This window comes from Vibrio sp. K4 (assembly GCF_051122595.1).
GTDB lineage: Bacteria > Pseudomonadota > Gammaproteobacteria > Enterobacterales > Vibrionaceae > Vibrio > Vibrio owensii.
In genome coordinates, this window is record NZ_CP178577.1 from 2,022,330 (window position 1) to 2,046,994 (window position 24,665).

General features: G+C 47.0%; 18 protein-coding genes. 7 read left to right on the forward strand and 11 right to left on the reverse strand.

Annotation, left to right across the window (positions count from 1 at the left end):
* Window positions 1–409: 409 nt before the first annotated feature.
* The 3 genes from ACLIIY_RS09105 (at window position 410) to ACLIIY_RS09115 (ending at window position 6,490) form a co-directional block, all read left to right on the forward strand.
* A complete protein-coding gene (locus tag ACLIIY_RS09105; protein ID WP_434527462.1) occupies window positions 410–2,575 on the forward strand; it encodes a heparinase II/III domain-containing protein in 2,166 nt (721 codons plus the stop codon).
* Window positions 2,576–2,577: 2 nt separating this feature from the next.
* Window positions 2,578–4,743, forward strand: a complete 2,166-nt coding sequence (locus tag ACLIIY_RS09110) for a heparinase II/III domain-containing protein (RefSeq protein WP_434527463.1) — start codon at window positions 2,578–2,580, stop codon at window positions 4,741–4,743.
* 403 nt (window positions 4,744–5,146) lie between these two features.
* A complete protein-coding gene (locus ACLIIY_RS09115; RefSeq protein WP_434527464.1) occupies window positions 5,147–6,490 on the forward strand; it encodes a polysaccharide lyase family 7 protein in 1,344 nt (447 codons plus the stop codon).
* Between the two features lie 166 nt (window positions 6,491–6,656).
* Here the strand turns inward: ACLIIY_RS09115 and ACLIIY_RS09120 are convergent, their stop codons facing one another.
* Entirely contained in the window at window positions 6,657–7,685 is a 1,029-nt protein-coding gene (locus tag ACLIIY_RS09120; protein ID WP_009705729.1) for a metal-dependent hydrolase, read from the reverse strand.
* 158 nt (window positions 7,686–7,843) lie between these two features.
* Complete coding sequence (locus tag ACLIIY_RS09125; RefSeq protein WP_434527465.1) at window positions 7,844–8,101, reverse strand: hypothetical protein; 258 nt, start codon at window positions 8,099–8,101, stop codon at window positions 7,844–7,846.
* 404 nt (window positions 8,102–8,505) lie between these two features.
* Here ACLIIY_RS09125 and guaD point away from each other — a divergent pair, with 404 nt between their 5' ends.
* Entirely contained in the window at window positions 8,506–9,906 is a 1,401-nt protein-coding gene (gene guaD / locus ACLIIY_RS09130; RefSeq protein ID WP_434527466.1) for a guanine deaminase, read from the forward strand.
* An 89-nt stretch (window positions 9,907–9,995) separates the two neighbouring features.
* Here guaD and ACLIIY_RS09135 read toward each other — a convergent pair whose 3' ends face one another.
* The 3 genes from ACLIIY_RS09135 to ACLIIY_RS09145 form a co-directional block, all read right to left on the reverse strand.
* Entirely contained in the window at window positions 9,996–12,434 is a 2,439-nt protein-coding gene (locus tag ACLIIY_RS09135; RefSeq protein ID WP_434527467.1) for a M9 family metallopeptidase, read from the reverse strand.
* A gap of 256 nt (window positions 12,435–12,690) precedes the next feature.
* Window positions 12,691–13,020: a GFA family protein gene (locus ACLIIY_RS09140; protein ID WP_434527468.1), complete on the reverse strand. Its 330-nt coding sequence runs from the start codon at window positions 13,018–13,020 to the stop codon at window positions 12,691–12,693.
* A gap of 68 nt (window positions 13,021–13,088) precedes the next feature.
* On the reverse strand, window positions 13,089–13,946 hold the full coding sequence (locus tag ACLIIY_RS09145; protein WP_434527469.1) for a YDG/SRA domain-containing protein: 858 nt from the start codon (window positions 13,944–13,946) through the stop codon (window positions 13,089–13,091).
* 341 nt (window positions 13,947–14,287) lie between these two features.
* On the opposite strand from ACLIIY_RS09145, the gene ACLIIY_RS09150 reads away from it, so the two are divergent.
* Entirely contained in the window at window positions 14,288–15,616 is a 1,329-nt protein-coding gene (locus ACLIIY_RS09150; protein WP_039987305.1) for a sphingomyelin phosphodiesterase, read from the forward strand.
* The gene (locus ACLIIY_RS09155) at window positions 15,613–16,572 is read left to right on the forward strand and encodes a chromosome partitioning protein ParA (RefSeq protein ID WP_434527470.1); all 960 of its coding nucleotides are present in this window, start codon (window positions 15,613–15,615) and stop codon (window positions 16,570–16,572) included. The genes ACLIIY_RS09150 and ACLIIY_RS09155 overlap by 4 nt, the downstream gene beginning before the upstream one ends.
* Before the next feature lie 762 nt (window positions 16,573–17,334).
* Here the strand turns inward: ACLIIY_RS09155 and ACLIIY_RS09160 are convergent.
* The 6 genes from ACLIIY_RS09160 to ACLIIY_RS09185 all read right to left on the reverse strand — a co-directional run bounded on the left by ACLIIY_RS09160 (window position 17,335) and on the right by ACLIIY_RS09185 (window position 22,102).
* The gene (locus ACLIIY_RS09160; RefSeq protein WP_434527471.1) at window positions 17,335–17,889 is read right to left on the reverse strand and encodes a hypothetical protein; all 555 of its coding nucleotides are present in this window, start codon (window positions 17,887–17,889) and stop codon (window positions 17,335–17,337) included.
* A 100-nt stretch (window positions 17,890–17,989) separates the two neighbouring features.
* Window positions 17,990–18,505 carry an RNA polymerase sigma factor gene (locus tag ACLIIY_RS09165; protein ID WP_434527472.1) on the reverse strand — a complete coding sequence of 172 codons (516 nt, stop codon included), beginning with the start codon at window positions 18,503–18,505 and terminating at the stop codon, window positions 17,990–17,992.
* Between the two features lie 82 nt (window positions 18,506–18,587).
* Window positions 18,588–18,836: a thioredoxin family protein gene (locus ACLIIY_RS09170; RefSeq protein ID WP_005437129.1), complete on the reverse strand. Its 249-nt coding sequence runs from the start codon at window positions 18,834–18,836 to the stop codon at window positions 18,588–18,590.
* 33 nt (window positions 18,837–18,869) lie between these two features.
* Window positions 18,870–19,856 carry a permease gene (locus tag ACLIIY_RS09175; protein WP_434527473.1) on the reverse strand — a complete coding sequence of 329 codons (987 nt, stop codon included), beginning with the start codon at window positions 19,854–19,856 and terminating at the stop codon, window positions 18,870–18,872.
* A gap of 100 nt (window positions 19,857–19,956) precedes the next feature.
* Window positions 19,957–20,979, reverse strand: coding sequence for a tryptophan--tRNA ligase (gene trpS, locus ACLIIY_RS09180; protein ID WP_434527474.1), 1,023 nt, complete (start codon window positions 20,977–20,979; stop codon window positions 19,957–19,959).
* A gap of 625 nt (window positions 20,980–21,604) precedes the next feature.
* A complete protein-coding gene (locus ACLIIY_RS09185) occupies window positions 21,605–22,102 on the reverse strand; it encodes a prepilin-type N-terminal cleavage/methylation domain-containing protein (RefSeq protein ID WP_038867011.1) in 498 nt (165 codons plus the stop codon).
* 377 nt (window positions 22,103–22,479) lie between these two features.
* Between ACLIIY_RS09185 and katG the strand changes: the two genes are divergently transcribed.
* Window positions 22,480–24,660, forward strand: a complete 2,181-nt coding sequence (gene katG / locus ACLIIY_RS09190; RefSeq protein ID WP_434527475.1) for a catalase/peroxidase HPI — start codon at window positions 22,480–22,482, stop codon at window positions 24,658–24,660.
* The last annotated feature ends 5 nt before the right edge of the window (window positions 24,661–24,665 follow it).

Here is a 24,665-nt window from a genome sequence, read left to right on the forward strand (position 1 = left end):
TAAAAAGTCTCTATTAAAGCGAACCCTACGGCACTTCATTCTTAACCATGCTTTTATTAAAAGGTTCTCTTAAAAAGCGTCGTATTGATAAAAGTGAAACGCAAAGCGAAAGGGTCTGCTGTCGAATTGGTAACGAGCATATCCGATCTATTTTAATTGTCATACAATATATCTAAAAATATGTGATATTCATCAAATGGTGCTCGCTAAAGCATTCCACTTAACGATTGATAACGTCGAAACATCAACCACAACAAGGATTACCACAACAATATAAATCAATGAGTTAGCTAAATTCGCGTGATTTCACTCTCCCTTTTTGCCACAAAAACTACACCCAAACCTAATATTGTATTACTTTATAGAAAGTTTAAGAAAACAACACACTTCATCTGAGGGTGGTAAAGAAATGACTACACAACCGATTTTGTTGACTGAAGCAGAAGTCGAACTACTAAGAAAGGAAGTCGGAAAGCCGAGCTTAATGGGCAAATCTATTGAAGCGAATCGCAAGGAACTTGAAGCCTTCATGCGTCTGCCTCTAGACGTACCAGGTCACGGCGAAGCGGGTGGCTACGAGCACAACCGCCACAAACAAAACTATACCTACATGAACTTAGCGGGTCGTTTGTTCTTGATTACTCAAGAAGAAAAGTACGCGCAGTTCGTTAAAGATCTTCTCGCTATTTACGCAGAGAAGTACCTCACTTTTGATTTCCACGTACAGAAAAACACTAACCCTACAGGTCGTCTTTTCCACCAGATCCTTAATGAACACTGTTGGTTAATGTTTACTAGCCTTGCTTACTCTTGCGTGGCATCAGTGATGACAGAAGAAGAGCGCACAGCCGTTGTTGAGCGCATTTTCGAACCAATGCTAGACATGTTCACCGTGAAATACGCGCACGACTTCGACCGTATTCACAACCACGGTATCTGGGCAGTTGCTGCTGTTGGTATTTGTGGCCTAGCCATTGGCAAACCTGAATATCTAGGGATGTCGGTATACGGTCAAGACCGTGATGATACCGGTGGCTTCCTAGCGCAAATCTCGCAGCTGTTCGCTCCTTCTGGTTACTACATGGAAGGTCCGTACTACCATCGTTATGCGATTCGTCCAACTTGTGTATTTGCAGAAGTAGTACACCGTCACATGCCTGAAGTAGACATCTACAACTACAAAGACAAAGTGATTGGCAACACAGTACAAGCGATGCTGGCAACGGCTTACCCGAATGGTGAGTTCCCTGCCCTAAACGACGCATCTCGTACCATGAGCATTACCGACATGGGTGTTCAAGTTGCAGTGAGCGTTTACAGCAAACACTACGGTATGGATGACAACATCCTAGGCATGGCGAAGATTCAAAACGCCGTTTGGATGCACCCTTGTGGTCTTGAGCTTTCTCAAGCCTACGATAAAGCCATCGCAGACCGTGAAATCGGCATGCCTTTCTGGCCAAGTGTGGAGCTCAACGAAGGTCCAACTGGTAACAACGGTGCACAAGGCTTTATCCGTATGCAGGATAAAACCGGTGATGTGTCACAGCTTGTAATGAACTACGGTCAACACGGCATGGGACATGGTAACTTCGATACGCTTGGCATTACCTTCTTCAACCGTGGTCAAGAAGTACTGCGTGAATACGGCTTCTGCCGCTGGGTAAACGTTGAGCCTAAATTCGGCGGTCGTTACCTAGACGAAAACAAATCGTACGCACGTCAAACTATCGCGCACAACGCGGTAACGATTGATGAGCAATGTCAGAACGGTTTCGATGTAGACCGCGCTGATTCAGTGCATGGTTTACCTCACTTCTTTAAAGTAGAAGGCACTGAAATAAACGGTATGAGCGCGTTTGCGAACGACCATTACCCGAACACAGACATGCAGCGCAGTGTGTTCATGCTTAACCTCGATGAGCTTGAAGCACCGCTATTGCTAGACCTTTACCGCATCGAAGGTGAAGGCGAGCATCAGTACGACTACTCTCATCAATACGATGGTCAAATCGTACGTACTAACTTTGATTACCAAAGCTTTGGTGAACTGAACACGCTTAGCGATGACTTCGGTTACCAACACCTTTGGAAAGTAGCGAGCGGCAAAGTGCAAGATACGGCGCTGGTTAGCTGGCTACAAAACAACACCTACTACACTTGGTTAGGCACAAGCAGCAGCGCGAAACAGAACGGCGATAATGAAGTTATCTTCACTCGCACTGGCGCCAATGACCCGAGCTTTAACCTACGTAGCGAACCGGCATTCATTCTACGCAGCAAGGGCGAATCGATGCTATTTGCTTCTGTTCTAGAAACACACGGCTACTTCAACGAAGAGTTTGAGCAGTCGGTGAATGCACGTGGTCAGGTGAGAGATATCCGCGTCGTGGGTTACAACGCCGTTGGCAGCATCGTAGAAATCACGACTGAAAAATCACTGGTTACTGTGATGATCAGCAATGTGCTAGGCGCTGACGACCAAACCCCACACCAAGTAGAATTGAACGGTAAAACCTACAGCTGGAATGGCTTCTACTCTCTAGAAGTGAACGCATTCGGGCAGGAGAAATAATAATGAGCTACCAAACCCAGTCTTACCAACCGCTATTAATGAACTTTGAAGAAGCGGCAGAACTAAGCAAAGCACTTGGCACGGATAGCCTGTTAGGAAAAGCATTAGCACGTGACATCAAACAAACTGACGCTTACATGGCCGAGGTGGGTATTGAAGTTCCAGGTCACGGCGAAGGCGGCGGTTACGAGCACAACCGCCACAAGCAAAACTACATCCACATTGATCTAGCGGGTCGCCTATTCCTTATCACTGGCGAACAGAAATACCGCGATTACATCGTGGACATGCTAACGGCTTACGCGAAGGTTTACCCGACGCTAGAAAGCAACACCAGCCGTGACTCTAACCCTCCGGGTAAGATCTTCCACCAAACTCTGAACGAGAACATGTGGATGCTATACGCGTCTTGTGCGTACAGCTGCATTTACCACACATTGGAAGAAGAGCAAAAAACACTGATTGAAAACGACCTGTTCAAACAAATGATTGAGCTATTCGTAGTCACTTACGGTCACGACTTCGACATCGTACACAACCACGGTCTGTGGGCAGTAGCAGCAGTAGGTATCTGTGGTTACGCAATTAACGATCAAGATGCAGTAGACAAAGCGCTTTACGGCTTGAAACTGGACAAAGTGAGCGGCGGCTTCCTAGCTCAGTTGGACCAACTGTTCTCGCCAGACGGCTACTACATGGAAGGTCCTTACTACCACCGTTTCTCGCTGCGTCCAATCTACCTATTTGCAGAAGCGATTGAACGTCGTCAGCCTGAGCTTGGTATTTACGAGTTCAACGATTCAGTCATCAAGACCACGTCTTACGCAGTATTTAAGACGGCATTCCCAGATGGTACTTTGCCAGCACTGAACGATTCATCGAAGACGATTTCGATCAACGATGAAGGCGTAATCATGGCAACGTCAGTATGTTTCCACCGTTACGAGCAGTCTGAAACGTTACTTGGCATGGCAGACCACCAGCAAGACGTTTGGGTTCATATCTCAGGTAAAACATTGTCTGACGCGGTTGCAGCTGCAGACAACATCAAGCCATTCAACTGGGGTAGCCTATTCGTAACAGACGGCCCAGAAGGCGAAAAAGGCGGCGTAAGCATTCTTCGCCACCGTGACGAGCAAGACGACGACACCATGGCGCTTATCTGGTTTGGTCAACACGGCAGCGATCACCAGTACCACTCAGCGCTGGACCACGGTCACTACGATGGTCTTCACCTGAGCGTGTTTAACCGCGGTCATGAAGTGCTGCACGATTACGGCTTTGGTCGCTGGGTAAACGTTGAGCCTAAATTTGGCGGTCGTTACATCCCAGAGAACAAGTCTTACTGTAAGCAGACAGTCGCGCACAACACAGTAACGGTTGATCAAAAGACGCAAAACAACTTCGACACAGCGCTAGCAGAAACCAAGTTCGGTTCTAAGCACTTCTTCAAAGCTGATGACGAAAAACTGCAAGGCATGAGCGGTCGTATTTCTGGTTACTACAACGGTGTAGACATGCAGCGCAGCATCATTCTTGCTGAATTGCCAGAATTCGAAAAACCACTTGTGATTGATGTTTACCGCATCGAAGCAGATCAAGAGCACCAATACGACCTGCCAGTGCACTACTCTGGTCAAATCATCCGTACGGATTTTGAATACGATGTCGAAAGCACGCTGCGCCCAATGGGCGAAGACAATGGCTACCAACACCTATGGAATGTAGGTTCAGGCCAAGTTCAAGGCAGCTCACTAGTAAGTTGGTTGCACGACAACAGCTACTACTCACTAATCACAAGCGCAACAAACGGCGGCAAAGTGTTCTTCACTCGCACTGGCGCAAATGATCCAGACTTCAACTTGAAGAGCGAACCAGCACTGATCTTACGTCAATCTGGTCAGAACCATGTGTTTGCTTCTGTGCTAGAGACACACGGTTACTTCAACGAGTCTATCGAAGCATCGGTTGGCGCTCGTGGCCTAGTAGAATCAGTAACCGTCGTTGGCAACAACGAAGTGGGTACCGTGATTCGCCTGCAAACAACCACAGGCAACGCTTACCACTTCGCTATCTGCAACCTAGACGAAGACAAACAGAACGCGGCACATCGCGTTGAGTTCGACGGTGTGACTTACACTTGGGAAGGCGCATTCGCACAAATTTAATCTTTAGCTAGTCACTAAAAATTAATGTAAAAATCGGGAACTAATTCAAAGCCGGACGTCATGTCCGGCTTTTTTTTCGCCTTTATAAAACCGATCTTCGCTCACAATTATTCATATTGTATAGCTTGTAACCCTCTATTCCTGAAAGACTTTTCTTTGCTTTGACGGCTACAAAATGCCATCGCGCTTCCAGATCAACGCAGCATGCTAAAGAATTACATTGCAAATAGTTGCGTAAGATCGCTAGTTAGCCGCAACCAAAATACAGAAGTTCGCTTTTCATCTTCATCTTTGTTCTCCAGAGAAAGAACTAACGCCCATTTGTGTTATTAAAATACATGAAGCACAACTTACTTCTACAGGATTAGAAGATAAGCCATCGTTGAAAACCGTGGAGAACAACATGAAAAGCAAGTTAGTCAATATTGTCGGCAGTGCCGTTTTACTGAGCTCTTTTGCCGCACATAGTGCCGAAGTCAATCTCGTTAACCCAAGTTTTGAACAAGATTTTTCTGGATGGATAGAGGTGGATCCAACAGCTGTCTCCGGTGTTGCCTATGACGGCACAAAGTCAGCAAAATTCTCTGGCAATGGTGCACGTCTAGAGCAGTCAGTTCCTGTCACAAGCAATACCGAATACACACTGAGCGCGTACGTGCTGGCAGATGCGAACATCGGCGTGAATGTTGGCAGCGACACCTTTAGTAAAACCGCCTCAAACTCAGATTGGGCGCAAACCACCATTACCTTCAACTCAGGAGATTCAACGGAAATCACTGTCTTTGGTGAATACAGTGGCGCTGAGGGCCGTGTCGATCTCTTCAGACTCACATCTTCTGAAATCATCGACCCACCGACCACTTCATTGCCTGTCTTCGATCTCGACCCTGCCCTGCCGCCATCAGGCAACTTCGACTTATTGGATTGGAAACTCGACCTGCCAGTTGATGATAACGGCAATGCGTCTGGCGATGCTCAAGAAGTGAAAGAAGGCGAACTCTCTAGCGGCTTTGAGAACAGCGAGTTCTTCTACACGGGTGATGACGGCGGTTTGGTGTTCATCTCTCCCGTCGAAGGCGCAACCACATCTGCAAATACCAAATACACACGTTCAGAAATGCGTGAAATGCTCCGTCGTGGCGACACCAGTATCTCAACCACGGGCATCACCAAAAACAACTGGGTATTCGCGAGCGCACCAAGCGATGATCAAAACAATTCTGGCGGTGTGGACGGCATACTTGAAGCAACGTTGGCCGTGAACGCGGTAACGACAACGGGTGATTCTAGCCAAGTGGGTCGCGTGATCGTTGGCCAGATCCACGCAAACAACGATGAACCAATCCGCCTCTACTACCGTTTATTGCCCGGCCACACCAAAGGTTCGCTTTACTTTGCGCATGAACCTAACGAAGACGCGTCATCAGATCCAGAGCAGTTCATTAATCTTATTGGTAGCTCAGCATCCAACGCTTCAGAGCCTGAAGATGGCATCGCACTGAACGAGTTATTCTTCTACCGAATCGAAGTGCAAGGCAACCAACTTATCGTCACCATTAAACGTGATGACCACGAAGACGTCACCGAAACGGTAGATATGACCACCAGCGGCTACGATGTTGGCGGCCAATACATGTACTTTAAAGCAGGCGTGTACAACCAAAACAACTCAGGTGACCCAACTGACTATGTTCAAGCGACGTTCTACTACCTAACCAACTCGCACGACGGGTATCAATTCCCGTAGTGAGTTCGACCAATAGTTGATTAAAGCAAATACCAAAAAGCCGGACATCACGTCCGGCTTTCTTTATTCAGTTTGGTGTTAGTATTCATTTTGATGAAGAGGTTCCCGACAACACGCTCCCGTCTCATCATCTTCAAGAGCGAGTTGGGATCGCTATACACCTAAACTAGGAACGCGCGCTTAACTCCACACGTTCCAAATTCGCATCAATGCTCTGGTCGCCTTTCAACCTTTCCCAAAGTTGGCCTAGCAAATCCAAGCTACGCTCACTTGGGTAGCGTTGTGTTGATTCCAACAACTGCCAATCGCCATCTTTGCCCTTCTCCGCAAAGATAAATTCAAAGGAAAGGTTGTTCGACATTCCTAAACGCAAGTCAGACACAATCAGTGCATCATCTTCCACTCGATAGTTCAGATAGTCATGAGAGAAAGCCTTAAGCCCTTTCAACGTCTCTGGCTTATCTGCCAAAGGCCAACTGCCTAGCGGGTGTGAGACAAAATCAATACGCTCATCGCTATCGAGTACCGATGCCAAGCCTTCGTAATATTGACCATCATCCATCACCACCACTCGCCACAGGAAGGTATTAAACGGTGTTGGCGTGATCAGAACTTGTTGATTCGGTAAGTTCTGCGCTGCTAAGTTTTGCTCCACGCGAGACGCGATCATTTGCTGCGATGCGTAACCCCAACCGAGATAAAGCGTGGAGATAAGCACCACACTCTGACACCAGCGTCCGCCGCGAGTTTTGGAAAACAGAGCCACACCAATCGCAAGCAACAAAGGCAGAGTGTAAAGCGGATCGATAATGAACACGTTCCGCAGCTCAAAATAGCCCTCAAATGGCCAAATCAACTGCGTGCCATACGTTGTCATTGCATCCAACAAAGTATGGGTAACGAACACGCTCACGGTTAAAAAGAACACACGAGAAAGCGTCCAAAACGTATCTGGTCGCCAGCGGCAATAAAGCCAAGAAATCAGCAAAGCAAAAGGAGGTAACACCAAGAGTGAATGCGTAAAGCCGCGATGCTTGATTGTGTTTTGTACTGCGTCACCATAATCCAGAATCACATCCAGATCCGGCAAAGTGCCGAGCGCAGCACCCATCAGTAATACCTTCGCGTTACAGCGCTTACCAGCAATCGCACCGGCGACGGTCGCGCCTAATGCAGCTTGTGTGATTGAATCCATATCCTGCTATCTATACCCATTCATGACAAAGATTGATTGAATCGAAAACTAAAACGCATTTCCATAAGTGTCAAACCACTCACTAACTTTGACTCTCTTATTTACTTACTTTTACACATTGAGGGTCGATCAAATGTCTTGGATAGTTTGAGGACAAGTTACTTAAAAACAGCAGTCTCTGGGCGGTATATTTTCTTGATCAATGCTTCACGTCTAAGCTCTAAAATCTCATCAATCAATTTCTCTTTTGCATTGATGCCAAAGTGTTGATCGTAGTTTTTCACTTTTTCGATTTCGTGTGGGTGTAAACGGTACACTTCTTCTTTCAAGCGGGCTTCAGCTTCGCTTTTAATAAAGCCTTGGTTTTGGAGCAACTTAATGATCACTTCATCGGCTGCGTTTACTACTCTTGCCATGGTTCTCCAATCTACTGGTTACGTTGTTAGCCACATGGTTTACTTGTTTCATCTGGCTTGGGCTTCTCATCTGGCATAGCCATTTAAGTCGCACAACTTATAACCCAAACATGACAGCTTTATTGCAGCCAAAGGTCATTTATTAGCAAAACATGAAATGCACCACATCGGTTCAACTGCCTGTTTTTCCTCACCATCATGGTTAGCGAACACCTACTTATTGTCTCGTTAGTTCGCCCTCAAGCCTTGTACTGCCTACCATTAACCGCTTTGTCGTTGATTGGCATACATCTCGCAATAGTCACTTCGCTTTTAATGGTTTTCGGTTGTTACACTCTATTGACAAGGGCTTACTCGAATAAGTCAAAAACCATGGATTTTCAAACGATTCAATGGAGTGACTTATGAACAAAAACGCGATCCTTCTATCTTTACTCGGTACGGCTTTCTTCTCTTCTCATGCGGCGGCGGACGTCACCGCCATCCGCTCTAGCCTATTACATTTCATCAATGATCCTGCCAAGGTTGAACACCTGCCTGATGCCTACCAGTACTTCGAAGACGGTTTGTTAGTGATTGAAGATGGACACATCAAAGCCATCAAAGCGTTCAGTGAAAGCGATACGACACAATACCAAGAGATTGTCGATCACAGGGGAAAACTCATCGTGCCGGGCTTTATCGACACGCACATCCACTACCCACAAACACAAATGATCGCCGCCTATGGTGAACAACTGCTGGAGTGGCTAGAAACCTACACCTTTCCCACAGAAAAGCAGTTTGAAGACAAAGCTCACGCCAAAGCCATCTCCCAGTTCTTTATCAATGAACTGCTGAAGAACGGCACCACCAGCGCGTTAGTGTTTGGCACGGTACACCCCCAATCTGTAGAAGCGTTATTTGAGGAAGCGCTGGACAAGAACATGCGCATCATCGCAGGGAAAGTCATGATGGATCGCAACGCGCCAGACTACCTGCTCGACACACCAGAAACGAGTTATCAAGAAAGCAAAAACCTGATCAACAAATGGCACAACCAAGGGCGATTGCAATACGCCATTACGCCCCGCTTTGCGCCAACCTCAACGCCAGAACAGTTAGCGGCTGCCGGAAAGCTCAAAGCCGAGTATCCCGATGTGTATGTGCATACGCACTTGTCAGAAAACAAAAACGAAATCGAATGGGTGAAATCACTCTTCCCCGATCGTGAAGGTTACTTCGATGTTTACGAGCACTATGGCTTGGCTGGCAAGCGCTCCATCTTTGCCCACGCGGTTCACCTTACGGATAAAGAGTGGAGTGCGTTTCAGCGTACCGATTCCGTGATTTCCTTTTGTCCGACGTCCAACCTATTTCTCGGTAGCGGTCTGTTTGATTTAGAAAAAGCAGAGCAAAAAGATATACGCGTCGGTTTGGGGACAGATGTTGGCGCAGGCACCAGTTTTTCTCAGTTAGAATCTTTAAATGAGGCTTATAAAATCATGCAGTTACAAGGAAAGAAACTCTCTGCGTTTAAAGGCTTGTACTTAGCAACATTGGGCGGTGCGAAATCGCTGAGTCTCGATGACAAGATAGGCAATTTCGAAGCAGGGAAAGAGGCCGATTTTGTTGTCCTTAACTGGGCAGCAACGGATTTGCAGAAGCTGCGTTACCAGCATTCCAAGAGCTTAGAAGACAAATTGTTTGCCCTAATGATGTTGGGTGACGAACGAAACGTCGAAGCCACTTACATTGCAGGTGAGCTTGCGTATTCTACCGAAGGCAAAGTCGCGACAAAGAGCAAAGTGAACGAGCCAATTTAAGCAGATTAGGCCCTGCGCACAAATAGCAAAAAGCCGGACTCTGATGTCCGGCTTTGGTTTTATTGAGGGTTTGATTTCGGTATGGCGAGTTAGTAGAAGTAGACCAACATCTCGACCTCATCCCCTTGCTGATCAGCATTCAAAGAGAAGTGGACATAGCCTTCTTCTGTCACTGGGATTTGCAGGTATTCATTACTGCCCCAGTAGTTTGATGCGTATTCGTGCTGCCCTGCTGTTGGCCAATAAGCTTTGCTCGCATACAGATCAACGTTGCCATTGTCTGCGTTACCGTTTTTGTCGGTTAGCCACACTCGCACCTCTTGTACGCCTTGCGGTACATAAACCGCTGCGTAACGCTGTTGGTGCACCGTTAAGGTTTGCGCTTGGCCAGATTCCAATACCACTGGGGTTAAGTCATCTTGCTCTTGTGCTGGCGGTGTTGGGGTTTCTGTCACTAATGACGCCTGTAACGTCACGTCATTAAAGTCAGAACGGCCCGCAATGCTGATGTAGTAACGACCCGGTTTTATGTAACCCGATTGCTCCGGCTCTAACGTCACCATCTCGTTGCTGCCATCGCCATATTGACTGAACTCAAAGTCGTAGTAATGGGCTTCTTTCTCAAAGCTCATGTACAAATCGGCATCGCCTTGGCTATTGCCATGAATCGCCACGTCAAAGTGATTTGTGTTCTCTGGCACATCCACATAGAACAGTTGCTCGCTGTATGCTGCGCCACTGAGCACCACACTTTGGTTTGCGACAAGCTGCGTTACTTGCTCGGAAGGTTCTGTTGGCTCACCCGGATTTGGGTCTGGGTTTGGATCAGGTTGTTGTGGTTCACTAGAGACAGAATCTAACCAACGGTCAAACTCGCCATTGTATTGTTCACCCAATAATTGAACCTGATTTGCCCACTCAGCAAACTGACCAGAACGAGAAAGCGCCAGTAAGCTATCTACCTCTTGTGGATGTTCTTCCAACATAAAGCGAACTGCTAAGTAGCCCCAACGATAAACGCGATTGGTATCGTGAGAGTAAGTGGTTGCCAACACGTCTGATAGGCTCATCTTGCCGTCAGTAATCAGCCCAATCGCCGCGTCGTAACCTTGCTTGTAATGCATATACTCAGCAAAGCCCTCTAGCCACCAAACAATGTAACCATGTGCCAAGTTATCGCTGAATGAGCCATATTGGTTGAATCGCGCATCTAGGTAATGAGTGTATTCATGCTCTAGGTTGAGAATAGAAAGCGCCTCACCATTGTCATAACGGTAAGCGACAAAGCGCGCCACGTTGCCTGCTTGTGCTGGGTTACCCTCAAGGTACTGACCACCGTTATCCGTCGTGTTACCAAACAAGAAAGACGAGTAATCCACGTAGCTGCCGTTGTTCGCAAACACTGCGACTTCTACTCGCTCATTGTTGTCGTCCGCCACAGGTTGATGCCCTGTGTTCGCCACTTGGTGGAAGTCAGCCTCTTTTGCGGCTAAAACCTCACAAGCTTCAATAGATTGGGCTTGGGTTAAATCTTGAGAACGGATGATGGCCGGACCATCACACTCATGACGATTCGGTAGCACGCGAGCCGCCAAATCACGCTTCGCTTGATCTAAATCCAGACCATTCAAACCCTCTGGCGCGAAGTAGCTCATCATCTCTACTGCGGCTAACCAAAGCTTATCGTGTTCACTACCAAGCGGGTTTTGCTCCATCACTTGTTGCATCACACGCAGCGCTTTCTCTTTGGTTGCTTGGTTTGGGCTGGCTAGTAAACGTCCGGTTTCGCGAACGGCGTTGTAAACCAAGAAGCTCGCATCCGTATCCAATGCCCAAGCATTATCACGAGCAAACGCCGCTAACGTATCGATGTGCTGCGTATGGCTCGCCATGTATTGGTAAAAATCATCTCGCGAAGCATAGCCAGCCATCGCACGGAAAAGGTTATTCAACCCATCGACCCACTGTGTGTCTTGCGCCGTTTCGCGATTGAAGTGACGCAGTGCCGCAAGTTGTGCTTCCATCGTTAGAGGAAGTTGCTTCACATTGTCGACCATCAACGTCAGGCTTTTCATCGCCCCTACTTGCTCGCGTCCTTGATCTAGCGCGTGTGGATTCGCTAAAAACGCATTAATCGACTGAGCAAAACGTTGGCCTAATGCCTGAGAAAAGTCCGGCTGTTGCGCGTTGTAACGAACGTAATAAGCCGCGCGGACAAACTCACCAAGGTTTTCGAGTTTGCGCGCTTGTTCTGCCTCACCGCGGTAACTTGCAATGGCTTGGTTTAACGCGATTTGAATACGGCTTAAGCTCGCTTCACTGTAGATATCGTTCAGTGAATCTGCAGGTGCAGAGAACCAAGCACTATAGCAATGATGAGTCGCTTCAGAAACAGCCAAAGCAAGATCAGACGCCTGTTGAAGATCAGGAATATCACACTGTTCTTGAGCGAATGAGAAACTGGAAACACTGGCAAGCATACAAGCTAGCGCCAAGCGATGACGTGGGAATAGACGGGTATGAGACATAACAACACTCATTAATTAGTTATATGTTTGAGGGCGCTGTTATATTCCTTACAACAAACAAGGTGAATTGAGTTGCATAGGATTTATGAAGTTAGTTCAGAAATTAGATATTTAACTCTAATTTATAAACCAATTGCCAAATTTGCAGATTATCTCTCGCCGAAAACGTTACACAACTGATTGAAATATCAAAGATAAAGTCTGTTAACTAGAAAGAGAAAAGCCAGACATGTGCCTGGCTTTTTGGTTAGTAGCGCTAACCATCAATGAGTCTCAGCGGGATACCTTTCAAGACTTCCTCTTCTGCCATCCTCATATTGATGGCGACGATATCAGCGTCACATTTCTGTGTCGTTACGTAGTGTGTCAAACACCCACACAGATTGCAGCGGTGAAACTCGACTTCTTTATCACCCCAGATATAAAAGACAGAAGGCTCTTTCAAATAGCGAACTGATACTTGCTCTGGCGAGTAGTAGGCCCAATATGCTGCATACCGACGGCAGATAGAGCAATTACATGATGCTATCTCTTTGGGTACGTCAGCTTGAACAACGATGTTCCCGCAATGGCATGTGATTTCCATATTCAAAGATTCCATTCCAAATTCTGTCTTGGTTACTTTAACAAAAATTCATCATCCATGGTCGGCATCTAAATCTTAAAATAATGCTCTCGGTGATACTGAAGAAACTTCTGTTCTATCTTGTGTTTCTTGTTCAGAGTTAACTGTCCGTCTAGACCAATCAAACTGAAATCATCTGCGATAGAAAACACACCGTTATCAAACATCACGTGATGGTTTGGACATAAGCACAGGATATTTTCGACCACATCAGGTCCGCGATGCGGCTCACCCAACGGTTGAATGTGTGCAGCTTCTGCGTAGTACCCTGCTCCAGTATCAATGGCCAAACCGCATACTTGGCATTGGTATTGATGCCAGTCTTTTACCTGCTTTGCCTTTTTGTAGTCTCGGACGATCTTGTTGACCGTAACGGCTTGGCGAGACGTTACCTCATAACGTGCTTTGCTTGTGTCTTGCACCTCTGCCGCAGGTTCCGAATCAATTTGGACAAGTTTGTAACGCCATACTTTGAAGCCAGACAATCCACGCTCGCACCAATAGTCTTCAACGCGGTATAAACCCGCATATTGGTAACCTTTGGTTGGAGAATAATGGCTTTGGTGTTTATGACTTCGAGTAACGCGGACGGGTAAACCCTCCAGCTTGTTTCTAGCCAGAGCGAGGTTGGTGCGTTCTAATTTTTGATCGGCAATTTGTTTGTTGGTGTTTTCGTCACGGCCACCAGCTCCGGTATAGATGATCACGTCGCCAAAATCTTCGTCGTCTTCATAACCACCGGAAAGTACGATTGAGTCAGCGCCTTCTTTCGCGCCGCCACTAATACCAGCCTGCGTTGGAGGATGGATGCCAGATTTGGCTAACGCGGCTCGATTTTCGAACATGTAACCGACTTCAGTATCGGGTATGTGTCCAAAAACTCTCATAGTAAACCCTTGTATGTGTATTACTCAGTGGGAGAACGTGTCGAGAAAAGTGACGAATTTCCAACTGATACATACGCTGACGGTATCACAGTCAATCAGGTTTATATGCGTGAAACCTTCTCATTTTTCACAAGAAGTTTTTATGGTGACAATCGTTTATTTTCATATAGATAGCGAGCAGCATCGGGTAAACAAAGTCGCTCAAATTGCAATTCAATCCGAACAAAGATCACAACTCGCTAACTATTTCTGCTGAGTACCTTTCTGTCATCCATATTTAACGTGCTAGTCATATTTATAAATAAGAATTATTGCTCTAACACAACTTATGGATAAACAAGATGAAATTTTCGCAGTGGAGTCTTTTGCTAAGCGGTTTAGTGGCATTACCAAGCTTGGCGGATACGGACGTATACCTCACCAATAACTCAGACCAACCGTTAACCATTCAAGTGAAACACGAAGGCAGCGATTTGCTTAAATACGGAGAAGAATGGCAGCAGCATGTGCAAGTGCTTGGCCCTTGGGAAACCAAATCCGTACTGAGCTTTAATCGCTGGGAAGGCGTGAAATCTGGTCAGAACTATCGCTTTGAAACCGTGGTGTCTAACCCACAAGGTGAGAGCATCACGCTTAACCAAGTGATGGAAGGCCATTGGTATAACTCTACGATTGAATATGGCTTGTCTGCGGCGGATGTGGGCTTAGCACTCAAAGACGATCGCAATATTCACCGCTCTCGTACCGATGCATTTGGCGACCGCACGTCAGAACTGGCGTTTAAATCTGCTAGCACAGCTCGTTATGATGATTTGTATTACACCATCACACCGAACAAGGTGGATGAAGTCGTCGATACCGATGAGCAGAACCTGAAGCTGATGACTTATAACATCTGGGCATTGCCTGCGATTGCGTCTCACATTGGCGATCGTTATGAGCTAATTCCTGATTACGTCAAAGGTTATGATGTACTGGCATTGCAAGAGGTGTTTGCAAGTGGACGTGATGCTTTCTTGCGTGAGCTTGCAAAAGAATACCCTTACCAGACTAAGATGCTGGATAAAGATGGCTTCAATATTTACGACGGCGGCGTGATCATTGTGAGCCGTTACCCTATCGTGAATCAGGCTCAATACGTCTTCCCAGATTGCTCGGGCACGGATTGTTTTGCCGATAAGGGCGTGAATTATGCGGAGATCATCAAAGGCGGTCAGGCTTACCATGTGTTCGCGACTCATACTGCGTCTTTTGATACGGATACGGCGCGCGAATATCGTCAGCGCCAGTTCAAGCAGATGCGCACAATGGCTCAATCTCTGAATATCCCTACCAACGAGACTGTGGTTTACAGCGGCGACTTTAACGTGAACAAGTTGAAGTTCCCAGGTGACTACCAGCAGATGATTGCAAACTTAAGTGCGATAGAACCTCAGTACTCAGGTTATACGGCTTCGACCTTCGATCCTCGCATCAACAACTTTGCCGGAGAGGCTTTATCTGGTGGCGAGAATGTGGAGTACCTCGACTACGTGATGGTGAGCAATGAGTATGGCGTGAAGTCGTTTAACGATAACCGTGTCGACGTTCCGCGCTCTACCGCAGAGAGCTTGTGGAAGCATTACAATCTGTCGGATCACTTCCCTGTTAGCGCTGTGATCAAACCATGAAGCGTATTGCGTTAGTTACTGTGTCCGCCGTTGTGGCGGGCACGATTTGGTTCTCAATGGCGGGTGATAAGCGTGAAAGCTTGTTGCCGTTTTATTCTGTGATTGAAGGCCGTGCTGAACAAGATACCAGTGGCCATTCTTCTTCATCAGTAAATCAAACTGCCAGTAAAAAAATCGTACCGAAAGCCAAAGATACCCCTTCTCCGATTAAAGCGATTGCTGGGCGTTTGAATGACGCCAAAGGTCGTGCATTAAAAGCCGAAATAGAGACCTTCTGGCACACGTGTATGTCTGATCATAACTGCGAATCTAAGCTGGCCGAGCTGGAAAGTTATATGTCGGGTGAGCGCTTTGCTTTACTGGCGAATTACCATCAGCTCAATAGTTTGTGGCAGCAAAGTGTGGGTGATTTGTTGTTTGATGAGCAGCAACCGCTCGCCTCTCGTGTTGCCCTTCTCAAAGCGGAAGCAAGAAAGATATGGGGTGAGCTGGCCGAAGTGATTTTTGCTGATGAGTTTGCCCTTTACGATTTTAGTTTGCAGGCAGAGCAGTTGAATTCGACTCCCGCTCAAGACTACGTGCAAGCATTTGGGGATTTAGTTCAAGAGTGGCAAGGCAATGAGGAAACGTTGGGATTAGCCAGCGAGCAAGCAAAGTACGAGCGTGCGGTGGCGTTAATTCCGGATAACGCAAGCCAAACAGAGCGCGAGGCTTTGATTGAAGAGCTTCAACACACTTACCTTTCTGAGCAAGAGAGTGAAGAGATACACGCTCGCGAACAACAAGTCACCGAGCAAAAGCAGCAAGTACGCGATTATCAGAGTGAGTTGCAGCAGCTTGAATCCAAACTGGCCACACAAAGAGCGACCAGCCACGCGGGTTTATCGGACTCGGAATGGCAGCGTTATTACCAACAAGAGGTGGCAGATTTTCGTCGCGAGTTCTTTGCGGGTTGATGGTACGTTTGTCTGAGCAATTGGAACTGAGAGATTCCCTACTCGCTCATTCTTCGCTCTAGGGAATGACGCTGTTTGGGGTCGTGATCGTAGGCAACAAATACGGCTTCCACTAACTCAAAGCTTAAACGGGGTCATTCCAGCACGACTAGGAATCTGGTTTCGACGAGCTGTGAATTAGAGATAACACCAAGATTCAACAGCACTTGGTAAGTAGATTCTGAATTACACTCGTCCCTCGTTTTTCAGAATGACGGTATTTAGAGCATGAGTATGAAATGAGATTCCTACTCATTCAATCTTCGCTCTAGGGAATGACGCTGTTTGGGGTCGTGATCGTAGGCAACAAATAAGTCCTCCACTAACTCAAAACTTAAACCGTGTCATTCCAGCAAGCCTAGGCGCGACTAGGAATCTGGTTTCAACGAGCTGTAGATTTGCGAGAACACCAAGGTTCAGCAGCACTTCGTGCGTAGATTCTGAATTACGCTCGTCCCTCGTTTTTCAGAATGACGGAGTTTAGAGCATGAGTATGAAATGAGCTTCCCTACTCATTCATCTTCGCCCTGGGAAATGGCGATGTTTGAGTTCATGGTCATCGATAGCAAATAAGTCCTCCACTAACTCAAAACTTAAACCGTGTCATTCCATCAAGCCTAAGCGCGACTAGGAATCTGGTTCCCGCGAATGCTTGATACAAGAAGGTCGCTCAATTGAAAGCGAGCGACCTTTTGTTATTCATTCTTTGATACAACTCAAGGGTTACAACACGCGTAAGCACTCTTTCGGAGGCAAGCTCAAGAGCGTATTAGCAAAGTTGATCTTCTCATCGCGCCATTTCAATGCCGCTTCTCGGCTGTCTTGCGAATGTCGGTCGGCTTCAAAGTAGCTTTTTCTTGGTAGTCCGTTTGCTGGTGTCATCACCATAGATTGTTCATTCAAACGAATCGTAAATAGGAACTGGCCACGTTGCCCGGTTTGCGCTGCTGGGTGGTGCAATGTGGTATCGCAGCAGTAGCGTTTATCACGCAGTGCGCGGCATGTGTATTCAAAGGCATCTTGAGCGCCTCGCCCAGGGAACGCGGTATAAATACTGATGCCATCTCGTTGCAAAGACTGATCACCCGCCGCCAGTTGCACCGCGTATTGGATCATCCTAAAGCCCAGAACCACGCCACCAATGCTGTTCAATCCACTGTATTGAATTGCGCCTTCTAAGCTCAGACGAAGTTTGTCTTCCCCTTCATAAAGAAAAAGATCAGGCGATGCCCAATCACTCTTTGGAATAAGCAGTTGAGTAATATCCGAGTGTTCCATGTTGGTCTCCGCAACAATGAGTGTATTTGAGACCACAAACATAACGTAATGAGAATTATTATCAATAAATTTAAATCAGAAACGTTACTGTCAGAAAAATTTAAGGTTCAGCTTGAAAGGACTTAAAGCAGCAGACGCCCGTTTGGTCTTGGGTCACTTTGCACTCGCTCACCAAAGTGCTTTTGAGCTCTATTCGGGCTCGACGTAAACGCGCCTTCACTGCGGGCAGGCTGATCTGGTGTTTCTCTGCGTAGGCTTTTTGTGCCATGCCGTTGAGGTCACATTGCTCTATTACATCTCGCTCTTGCTCGGTAAGTTTCACTAAGACCTTTGGAAGACAACGTTGAAGTTGAACCATCGCGGGAGAGATTTCTGTTGGCGTCACAAACTCTTCGATTTCTAGCGATTGGATTCTCCGTCTTAATTGGTCGACGAAGTGGTTTCTGGTCATCTTAAACAGCCATGATTTACCGTCCTGCAATGTACAGAAACGCTCGCTGTTCTCCAAAGCTTTCAGAAACACTTCTTGCATGATGTCTTCCGCTTCATGCGGATTTTGGGTTTGTTTTAGTAGCCAACCATAAAGGCTCGGTTCTGCATGATTCCACGCATTCATCAAACATTTCATTCTTAAATCTCAATAGTCGTCGCGCGTGCTCATTCAAACAATCCGCACGCGCGACACGCTTTCCTTGCCTTTACGCTACAACATCTTCTTTGAGCAAATCGCGAACCAGATCAACAGATGGCACCGAACCTGTGTGTTTCAACTCGCCATTAATCGCGACACCCGGTGTGCTCATAATGCCCGCTTTCATGATAGCTTCTAAACTGGTGACTTTTTCAATACTGACTTGCTGCCCTAACTCTTGTGCAACCTCGGCAATACGTTCTGCGGTGACGATGCAGTTCTTACAACCTGAACCATAAACTTGAATGCTTTTCATATCAGACTCCTGTGAGCATTTGCTCTGCTGTGATTAATAGAAGAAGTTAAACAACCAACCCGTGATGGAAATCGCCACCAGCAAGTAACCCGCGATCGCGCCAAGTAATCGGTATTGCATGACTTGTTTAAGCATCATGAACTCTGGCAAGCTCACGGCGACCGCTCCCATGCAAAACGCAAGCGTGGTTCCCAGCGGCATGCCTTTGTCTATCAACGACGCCATGATTGGCACGATGCCCGTAGCGTTGGTGTAAATCGGAATAGCGCTGAGCGTGGCAAGTGGCACCGTCCACCATTGCCCATGTGCGAGGTTTTGCTCGAACCAATCAGCCGGAACAAAACCATGAATAAACGCACCGATCCCTACCCCAACAAATACCCAAACCCAAATGCGCTTGAAGATCGTGCTGGTCTCGTTCACTGCAAATTCGTGGCGCTGTTTCAACGTCATTGGCGGAGACTCAATCGCCGTTTGAGGCAGCGCATCTAGCTCATTAGCTTTTTGATACGCCTCGGCGAGGAAAGGTTGTAACCAACGGTGGGCTTTAAAAGCATCTAAGACAAAGCCGGCAAAAATGCCAAGCAACATACCAATGACGACGTACATGATGGTGAATTTCAGACCGAGGACACTGCCAAGCATGATGACCACCACCTCGTTGATCAGAGGCGAGGTAATAAGAAATGCGATGGTCACACCAATAGGAATGCGCGCGGAGACAAAACCCATGAACAGAGGAATAGAGCTGCACGAGCAAAACGGGGTAATCGCACCAAATAGAGAGCCAAGAAAGTAGCCCACACCGCGGTGCTTGCCTTGTAGATACTGGCGAACTTTGTCCACACTCAGACTGGCTCTCAGTGCGGAGATAACGTAAATCAACACAACCAGTAAGACTAGGATCTTACTTGTGTCTTCAATAAAAAAATGAACACCTTTTGCCATTGAAGTGCTGGCTTCCAAGTTAAAAATGGAATACGTCAGCCAGTCGGCAAAATGGGTAAAAATGTCCAACATAGTGGCACCCTCTAAACGATTTACCTCTAACACGTTTGAGGTCGCAAAAGGATGCACACTTTTTTGAATTATTTTTTGGTCGTGATTTGCAGAGCCGATTTCAGAACAGATTCAAACCAAACACACCTTTCACATCAAATAGCACTTGCTCGGTTCTCTCACGCGAACGTTGGCTGCCTTGTTTTAAGATCTCGATAAGTTGTGCTTTGTCATCTAAGAACATGGCGCGTTTTTCTCGGATTGGACGAAGCATCTCTTGCAGACACTCTTCCAACACTTTCTTGGTTGTTCCGTCACCCAGCCCACCACGGCGATAATGCGCTTTTAACTCTTCCACATAAGCTTTATCAGTATGGAATGCATCAAGGTAAGTGAATACGATGTTGCCTTCCACTTGGCCTGGGTCTTCAATACGTAAGTGGTTTGGATCGGTGTACATGGACTTCACCGCTGCGCTGATTTCTTTCTCTGTCGCTCCTAAGTTGATTGCGTTACCCATGCTTTTCGACATTTTGTTTTTGCCATCCGTGCTTGGCAAACGCGGCGCGTCACTGAGCAGTGGACGACACTCTTTCAAAATGGCTTTCCCGCCCAGATGGTTTATCTTTCTCACGATTTCATTGGTTTGTTCTAGCATTGGCAATTGGTCATCACCAACGGGAACAAGTGTCGCGTGAAAGCCGGTAATGTCAGCCGCTTGAGAGATTGGATAAGTCAAAAATCCAGCCGGAATGGAACGCTCAAACCCTTTGCTTTGGATTTCGTTTTTCACCGTCGGATTACGCTCCAAGCGTGCGATAGAAACCAAGTTGCTGTAATACATGGTTAGCTCAGCAAGCGCCGGAACTTGAGACTGCAAGCAGATGGTGGTTTGAATCGGATCGATGCCAACGGCAAGGTAATCAGCGACGACGTTCAAGATATTGGAAGAGACTTTGGAAGGATTATGTGCATTGTCGGTTAAGCCCTGCATATCGGCAACGAGAATGGTTTGATCGTGCTGATTTTGTAGCGCAACTCGCTGCTGTAGCGAGCCGACGTAATGACCTAAATGCAGAGGACCAGTGGCTCGGTCGCCAGTGAGAATGACTTCGCGTTGTTGAGTGTTTTGTGTGGTGTTCATAACTTATCTCCGAATAAAAATAGATCGCTACTGGAGATAAAAAGGCATGACACTCTTAGCTACCGTCCAGCAGCGTAAGAATGTAAGGATTCCGCGCCGCTCTAATTAGAGCGCCACCAGAAGAAGTTTGATGAAGGTGTGAATGTCGTTTTCATGCTTTTAAAACTAACAAGGAGCAGAGCTGAAAACAACCCTACTCCTTGTACAATTTGATTTTTCAGTTTTGGCACGCTTTGCCAGCACAGCATCAAATCTGGATATACATGGCGATGACCAGTGCAGCACCAAATAGGCTACCCGATACAAACGCACACAATACCGCTTTATTCTGTTTGCTTCTCATCCTTTACTTCTCGACTTTAGAGCACGTAGAGCAACGCTGATTGCTCCGCTCTGATACTAAGTTGAACAGTGATAAATCCTTTCCGGTGAATCGATACGCCAAACAATCTTCGGTTCACTCTGTTGCACACAGCGTTACGATTTTTGGCGAAAACTTAAACCACTTAGTCCAAGAAGTGTGATGACGTTAGAACAAGTGCAATGAAAGCCGACAAGGTTTACAGAGACGTGTCTATTAAAAACGGCCAGATTTATTGTGCAAAACAGTAAACACTCGAAGCAATTAGCAACCGGATGTCACCGTTTCAAAACTCGGTTCTGAGCCTTCTCCCGATGCTTGGGTGTAAAGGAAATAGCATTGACCGTTCTCTAATGCATCAGCGTTTTGAGCAAAACCAATATAGAGTTTGTTCTTGCCCGGCGCCTCTGGATCAGACACCACCAAATCGCCATCAAGGTTCACCATTTCTTCGACCGAAACGTTGTCTAAATGCCCCCAAACCATCAATGGTTCGCCATCGTCCTGCGCGCCATTTTTGTTCAAATCTAAAAAGGTATTGTCTGTTGCCGTGGAGCCAATCGATACGCCATAACCAAGCTGATACTTGGCATTGGCAATTTGGTTCGCGTTCACCACAGCGCCTCTTACGCCTTCAATCACTGCCGCTCTCGCATCGCCCTGAATATTCAAAAAACGTGGTGCGGCGGTCACGGCTAATATCCCAAGAATCACGATAACCACGACTAATTCAATTAAGGTGAAACCCTTTGCTGTTCTCATTTAAAAGCCCTGTATTTGTTACTTAGGACACATGTTAGAGCGGTGAAATGAGATTACTATTGGCCAACATTGGATTGGGAAATCTTACATCGGGTTCGAGAACAATCTGACAAAGTGGCAAGGGTGAAGCGACGCTTTGAGATTCATTTTCTCGCACTAGACTAAGCTTGCGGAAACCATCCTCTTCATCCTTTATCTTCGAAAAGAATTACTGAGATCCAACGTCAATATTGAGCATTAAATACGGTTAAGTTATTGAAGAATGACACTGATCATCTTTTGAACAAAATCCCGAAATATAACGTAAAACCGCAAGGGCGAAATACGCAACCTGTAACTAAACTTTGGGAACACTAACCCCAGTTAGGGAGCAAGAGATGAGCGACAAAAACAATCACTCCAAATGTCCTGTCATGCATGGAGCGAATACCAACCAACAGGCAGCTGAATTCAATTGGTGGCCGAAAACCCTCAACCTCGACATTCTTCATCAACACGACCAAAAAACCGACCCAATGGGCGCGGATTTTAATTATGCCGATGCTTTTAACTCTCTCGATTTAGAGGAAGTGAAAAAAGACCTAAAAGATCTAATGACCGACAGCCAAGATTGGTGGCCAGCGGACTGGGGTCATTACGGTGGCTTGATGATTCGTATGGCGTGGCACTCTGCGGGTACTTATAGAATTGCAGATGGTCGTGGCGGTGCAAGCCGAGGTAACCAGCGTTTTGCTCCACTCAACAGTTGGCCAGATAACGGCAACCTAGACAAAGCACGTCGCCTACTTTGGCCAATCAAAAGAAAATACGGCAACAAGTTGTCTTGGGCCGATTTGATGATTCTTGCTGGTAACATGGCTTATGAATCCATGGGCTTTAAAACGTTTGGTTTTGCTGGCGGTCGTGAAGACATTTGGCATCCTGAAAAAGACATCTACTGGGGCGCAGAAAAAGAGTGGTTGCAACCAAGTGGCGGCGAGAACAATCGTTACTCTGGTGAACGCGATCTAGAAAACCCACTTGCAGCCGTAATGATGGGTTTGATCTACGTAAACCCTGAAGGGGTCGATGGCAAACCTGACCCAATCAAAACTGCACACGATATGCGTGTCACCTTTGCACGCATGGCAATGAACGATGAAGAAACCGTAGCGCTCACCGCGGGTGGTCACACTGTGGGTAAAGCACATGGTAATGGTGATGCTTCCCTACTCGGCCCTGAACCGGAAGGCGCAGAAATCGAAGACCAAGGCTTTGGCTGGCTCAACAAAACCTCTCGCGGCATAGGACGTGATACCGTCACTAGTGGCGTGGAAGGTGCGTGGACCACTAACCCAACCAAATGGGATAACGGTTACTTCCACTTGTTGTTCACGTACGACTGGTGGGTTACTAAGAGCCCTGCGGGTGCTGCTCAGTGGGAGCCGGTGAACATCAAAGAAGAAGACATGCCGGTGGATGTGGAAGATCCAAGCATCCGTCGCAATCCAATGATGACCGATGCGGATATGGCGCTTAAGTTTGATCCGGAATACCGCAAGATTGCAGAGCGTTTCCGTGATGATCCTAAGTACTTCGAAGATTGTTTCGCTCGCGCTTGGTTTAAACTGACTCACCGCGATCTAGGCCCTAAATCTCGCTACCTCGGCCCCGATGTGCCAGCAGAGGATTTGATTTGGCAAGACCCAGTGCCACCTGTCTCTTACCACCTATCTGAAGAGAACATCGACGCGCTCAAGATGGCGATTCTCAATAGTGCATTGAGCATTGCTGAGCTGGTTTCTACCGCATGGGACAGTGCTCGTACTTACCGTGGCTCTGACCGTCGCGGTGGTGCTAATGGCGCACGTATTCGTCTTGCTCCGCAAAAAGATTGGGTGGGCAACGAGCCAGAAAGATTGCAGAAAGTGTTGAGCGTGCTCGACGATATTCGCACCACACACAACTCGCCAATTAGCATGGCAGACTTGATTGTGCTGGCGGGTGGCGTGGGTATCGAGAAAGCGGCATCCAACGCAGGTATGAATATCTCTGTCCCATTTAGCCAAGGACGTGGAGATGCGACGGACGCTATGACCGATGCCGATTCGTTTGACGTGCTCGAACCAATTCACGATGGCTTCCGCAACTGGCTGAAATCCGATTACGTCGTAACGGCCGAAGAGCTGTTATTGGAAAGAAGCCAATTGATGCAACTGACCGCTGTCGAGATGACGGTGCTCATTGGTGGTATGCGTGTTCTTGGCACCAATTATGGTGGTACAAGCCAAGGTGTATTCACCGATAACGTCGGCGCACTGACCAACGATTTCTTCGTTAACCTCACTGATATGAGCTACACATGGCATCCAACCGGTGATAACGAGTACGAAATCCGCGAACGCGCTTCTGGCCAAACCAAATGGACAGCGTCACGTGTCGACTTAGTATTCGGCTCTAACTCGGTACTGCGCTCTTACGCTGAGGTTTACGCTCAGGACGATAACAAAGAGAAGTTTGTCCAAGACTTTGTCGCAGCTTGGGTGAAAGTGATGAACAACGATCGCTTCGATCTATAACGCTT